At 38.6% G+C, this 513-nt stretch carries 1 pseudogene; it reads left to right on the forward strand.

From position 1 onward, the window contains the following. A pseudogene (locus ACFIK8_RS13170) lies at positions 1–464 on the forward strand (MFS transporter); the annotation flags it as partial. Positions 465–513: the final 49 nt, after the last annotated feature.

Genomic DNA, 513 nt, shown 5'->3' on the forward strand with positions numbered 1-513 from the left:
GTCTTCAACGCGCTAGTGTTCGTAACGTACAGGTGCGGGCGCACAGAGAAGAATTGAAGTCCTTAGTCAGTCAGATGGATAGAGTTTTGCTAGATGCACCATGTAGTGGTACAGGCACATGGCGGCGGCGTCCAGATACGAAATGGCGTTTAACGTTAGAACAGGTAAGACAGCGCCAAGTGGAACAGAGAGCTATTTTGAATGAGGCTATGGACTATCTTAAACCAAATGGGCGCTTAGTTTATATTACGTGCTCTCTTTTTTTTGGTGAAAATGAGGAACAAATTTCTCTTTTTCTTAAACAACATTCCAATTTTTATCCAATAAATATGCGCACACTTTGGCAGAAATATTTTAGTTTTTCACCTGTGCAACCGATCTTTTCACATTATGGACTTACTTTATCGCCGGCAACAACAAAAACAGACGGTTTCTTTTTATCTGTGTTGCAAAAAAAACATTGAGACATCTTTTCACATTTTTTAGCTTAATTTTTACGGAAATAATCTTTTT

Source organism: Bartonella sp. MR168JLCBS (assembly GCF_042194175.1).